At 74.9% G+C, this 4,152-nt stretch carries 5 protein-coding genes; all 5 read right to left on the bottom strand.

Features of this window, described 5'->3' with window-relative positions; translation table 11 throughout:
- Positions 1–209 precede the first annotated feature (209 nt).
- The gene (thiD, locus tag I73_RS26600; protein WP_022980014.1) at positions 210–1,064 is read right to left on the bottom strand and encodes a bifunctional hydroxymethylpyrimidine kinase/phosphomethylpyrimidine kinase; all 855 of its coding nucleotides are present in this window, start codon (positions 1,062–1,064) and stop codon (positions 210–212) included.
- Positions 1,065–1,071: 7 nt separating this feature from the next.
- Positions 1,072–1,878, bottom strand: coding sequence for a thiazole synthase (locus I73_RS07305; RefSeq protein ID WP_040499853.1), 807 nt, complete (start codon positions 1,876–1,878; stop codon positions 1,072–1,074).
- 5 nt (positions 1,879–1,883) lie between these two features.
- Positions 1,884–2,099: a sulfur carrier protein ThiS gene (thiS, locus tag I73_RS07300; protein ID WP_022980012.1), complete on the bottom strand. Its 216-nt coding sequence runs from the start codon at positions 2,097–2,099 to the stop codon at positions 1,884–1,886.
- Positions 2,092–3,258, bottom strand: coding sequence for an FAD-dependent oxidoreductase (locus I73_RS07295; protein WP_022980011.1), 1,167 nt, complete (start codon positions 3,256–3,258; stop codon positions 2,092–2,094). The genes thiS and I73_RS07295 overlap by 8 nt, the downstream gene beginning before the upstream one ends.
- A 1-nt stretch (position 3,259) precedes the next feature.
- The coding region (gene thiC / locus I73_RS07290) for a phosphomethylpyrimidine synthase ThiC (RefSeq protein ID WP_022980010.1) at positions 3,260–4,152 on the bottom strand (893 nt) is incomplete at its 5' end.

Below are 4,152 nucleotides of genomic sequence, written 5' to 3'. Positions count from 1 at the left end.
AGCGGTGGATCGTCTCCCCTTAAAGGGCGTGCNAGGAAGCGTCGGCGCCGGTGGGCGCCCTTTTGCAGCGCAGCTGCAGGTGGCGCAGCCGAAGGTTGGGCTGGCGCACGCCGGGCCAGGGCGGCCTCGGCGCTCTCGACTATGCCGTAGAGGCCGGGGGCAAATGCCGGCGGCGCGGGGAGCTCGCCGGCGGCGGGGGGGAGCTCGTCTTAGCACAGCGTGTGCAGGGTGGCGCCGGGCTGGCCCCAGCCGGGCGTGGCCCAGACCGGCCCGGCGCCCGCGCCCTGCGGGCCGGCCTGGCGCAGCGCGTGGGTGGTCAGCAGCTTGGCCAGCACCGCGGCATCGGCCACCGGAAAGCCCCGCGCCAGCGCGGCCGCGGCGGCGCTGGCCAGGGTGCAGCCGCTGCCGTGGCTGTGCGGGGTGGCGATGCGCGGATGCGCCAGGCCGCCGCGGGCCTGCGGGCTGTCCAGCCAGTCCAGGGCCTGGGTTTCGTCCAGCGCATCGCCGCCGGTCAGCAGCACGGCCTGGGCGCCCAGCGCGCGCAGCGCGGCGGCCTGGGCGGGCAGGGCCTCGGGACTGGCCTCGTCCGGCTGACCCAGCAGGGCCGCGGCCTCGCGCCGGTTGGGGGTCACCAGGTTGGCGCGCGGCAGCAGCTCCTCGCGGTAGGCGGCCAGCAGCTCGGCGTCGGCGAAGGGCGCGCCGGTGGAGGCGCGCAGCACCGGGTCCACCACCAGGGCCAGGTCGGGCTGGTGGCGGCGCTGGGTGTCGATCCAGCGCGCCAGCACGCGGGCGTTGGCCGCGCTGCCCAGCAGGCCGGTCTTGATGGCCGCGGGCGGCAGGTCCTCGGCCAGGGCGTCCAGCTGGGCCTGCAGCAGGGCGGGGGATAGGGCTTCGATGTGGCGCACCGCGCGGCTGTGCTGGGCGGTGACGGCGGCCACCACCGGGCACAGGTGCACGTCAAAGGCCTGGGCGGCGCGCTGGTCGGCCGAGAGGCCGGCGCCGCCGCCGCTGTCGGTGCCGGCCACGCTGGCGATGCGCGGGCGGACGGGAAAGTCGTGGGTCATGCCGTGCTCAGCCGATCAGGAAGGGCCGCCCACCCACCGGGGTGCTGGCCACGGCCATGGGCTGCGGCGCCATCAGGCCGGCCTCGAAGCCTGCGCGGCCGGCCCGCACCGCGGCGCCGAAGGCCGCGGCCATGCGCACCGGGTCGCCCGCCTGGGCCACGGCGGAGTTGAGCAGCACGCCGTCCAGGCCCAGCTCCAGGGCCTGCACCGCGTGCGAGGGGGCGCCCAGGCCGGCGTCCACGATCAGCGGCACGCCGGGCAGGCGCGCGCGCAGGGTGCGCAGCGCGAAGGGGTTGAGCAGGCCCTGGCCCGAGCCGATGGGCGCGGCCCAGGGCATCAGCACCTGGCAGCCCACGTCCAGCAGTCGCTGGCAGCCCACCAGGTCGTCGGTGCAATACGGGAACACCTGGAAGCCTTCGCCCACCAGCAGCTTGGCCGCCTGCAGCAGCTCCCAGGGGTCGGGCTGCAGGGTGTGCTCGTCGCCCACCACCTCCAGCTTGATCCAGGCGGTGTCATAGAGCTCGCGCGCCATGCGGGCCAGGGCGATGGCCTCGCGCGCGCTGCGGCAGCCGGCGGTGTTGGGCAGCAGGTGGCCGCCGTGCTCGCGCAGGTGGGCGCGCAGGCCGGCGACGAAGCCGTTGTCGCCGCCGGCCAGGGTGCGCTTGAGGCCCACGGTCAGCACCTGGGCGCCGCTGGCGGCCAGGGCGCGGGTCAGCACCTCGGGCGAGGGGTAGCCGGCGGTGCCCAGCAGCAGGCGGCTGCGCAGCGGCACGCCATAAACGGTCCAGGGGGAATCGAGCGTGTCGAGGGACATGGGCATCAGCCTCCGACGATGGCTTGGAAAAGAGCGATCTCGTCGCCCGGTTGCAGCAGGGTGGCCGCGCGCTGGGAGCGGGGCACGAAGGTGGCGTTGACCGCGCTGGCCACGGCCTCGGGCGCCAGGCCCTCGGCGGCCAGCAGGTCGGCCAGGCTCAGGCCGGGCCGCCAGGGGCGCGGTTCGCCGTTGAGGGACACGGTGGGCGTGGACTCAGGCATGGGCGGCCTCCTGATGGTGCGCGAGGGTGGGCAGGCCGAGTTCGGTCAGGGCCTGCTCCACCAGCGCCGGAGCCAGCAGCCAGCCGTGGCGGAACAGGCCGTTGATGGCCAGCCAGCCGGGGGCGTGTTGCACCCAGGGCCGGTGGTCCGGCAGGGCCGGGCGCAGATTGGCCTCCAGGTGGACGATGCGGGCCTCGGCCAGCTCGGGGATGACGCTGTGCGCCGCGGCCATCAGCTCCACCGCGCTGCGCAGGCTCACGGGCGAGCGGTCCTCACTGTCGAGCTCGCTGGCGCCCAGCAGCACCAGGTCGCCCGGCCGCGGCACCAGGTAGACCCGGTGGCGCGGGTGCAGCAGGCGCAGCGGGCGCTGCAGCGGCACGCCAGGGGCGTGCAGCCAGACCACCTCGCCGCGCACACCGCGCAAGGTGGGCCGCGGGTCCGATGGGCTCATGGGATGAGCCTGGGCTGGGTTCTCCGGTCGGGCGCCCAGCCCACGGGCGTCGATGGCCAGGTCCACCGTCAGCGTCTGCCCCTCGTCCAGCGTCAAGCGGTGAGGGGACACCTCGCTCACCCGCCGGCCCCAGTGCCAGGTCACGCCGGGCGCGTCGGCGGCCAGGGCCTCCAGCAGGGCCGGGCCCAGCACCTGGCCTTCGCCGGGCAGGCGCCAGCCCCACAGCCGCGGGGCCAGGGCGGGCTCCAGGGCCTGCAGGGCCTCGGCGTCCAGCGGTTGGGCGGCGGGCCAGGCCGGGTCCTGTGCGCGGGCGGCTTCCAGCCGGGCCAACACCCGCTGGGCCGCGCCCAGGTCGCTGGGGTGGGCCAGCAGCAGGCTGTCCTGGCGGCGCACCAGGCCTTGCGGCGCGTCGGCGCGCGCCGGCAGCCGCCGGGCGATGGCCTGCCACAGGTCCAGCGAGCGCCAGCCCAGCGCGGCCACGTCGGGTTCGGCCTGGTCCAGCTCGGCCAGCGGGCTGAGCATGCCGGCGGCGGTGAAGCCGGCGGCATGGGGTGCGTGAAACAGGCTGCCGCGGGCCGGGGCCAGGGCGTCGGGCGCGGGGTCCACCACGCTGACGCGCCAGCCCGCGTGGGCCAGGCGCCAGGCCAGCAGCCGGCCCAGCACGCCGGCGCCGGCAATGCCGGCATGGGGTCGCGATGAGCTCGCCATCTCAGGCTTCCGGCTGGATGGGGATGTAGAGCGCGCCGCCGGCGGCCTTGAACTCGGCCGACTTGGCGGCCATGCCTTCTTCGGCCGCGGCCTGCTGCTCGGCACTGAACTGGCGCACGTCCTGGCTGATCTTCATCGAGCAGAACTTGGGCCCGCACATGGAGCAGAAATGGGCCTGCTTGGCCGCGTCCTTGGGCAGGGTCTCGTCGTGGAAGCTGCGCGCGGTGTCCGGGTCCAGGCCCAGGTTGAACTGGTCCTCCCAGCGGAACTCGAAGCGGGCCTGGCTCATCGCGTCGTCGTGGGCGCGGGCGCCGGGGTGGCCCTTGGCCACGTCCGCCGCGTGGGCCGCGATCTTGTAGGCGATCAGGCCCTGCTTGACGTCCTCGCGGTCGGGCAGGCCCAGGTGCTCCTTGGGCGTGACGTAGCAGAGCATGGCCGTGCCCATCCAGCCGATCATGGCCGCGCCCACCGCGCTGGCGATGTGGTCGTAACCGGGGGCGATGTCGATGGTCAGCGGGCCCAGGGTGTAGAAGGGCGCGCCGTGGCAGTGCTTCAACTGCTCGTCCATGTTGGCCTGGATCAGGTGCATCGGCACATGGCCCGGGCCCTCGATCATGGTCTGCACCTCGTGCTGCCAGGCGATCTGTGTCAGCTCGCCCAGGGTGCGCAGCTCGGCGAACTGGGCCTCGTCGTTGGCGTCGCTCAGCGAGCCCGGGCGCAGGCCGTCGCCCAGCGAGAAGCTCACGTCGTAGGCCCGCAGGATCTCGCAGATCTCGGCGAAGTGGGTGTAGAGGAAGTTCTCCTGGTGATGCGTGATGCACCACTTGGCCAGGATGGAGCCCCCGCGCGAGACGATGCCGGTGCGGCGCTTGGCGGTCAGCGGGATGAAGGGCA

The sequence above is a fragment of the Ideonella sp. B508-1 genome (assembly GCF_000333615.1).
Classification (GTDB): Bacteria; Pseudomonadota; Gammaproteobacteria; order Burkholderiales; family Burkholderiaceae_C; genus Ideonella.
This window is presented reverse-complemented; position numbering and strand designations above follow the sequence as displayed.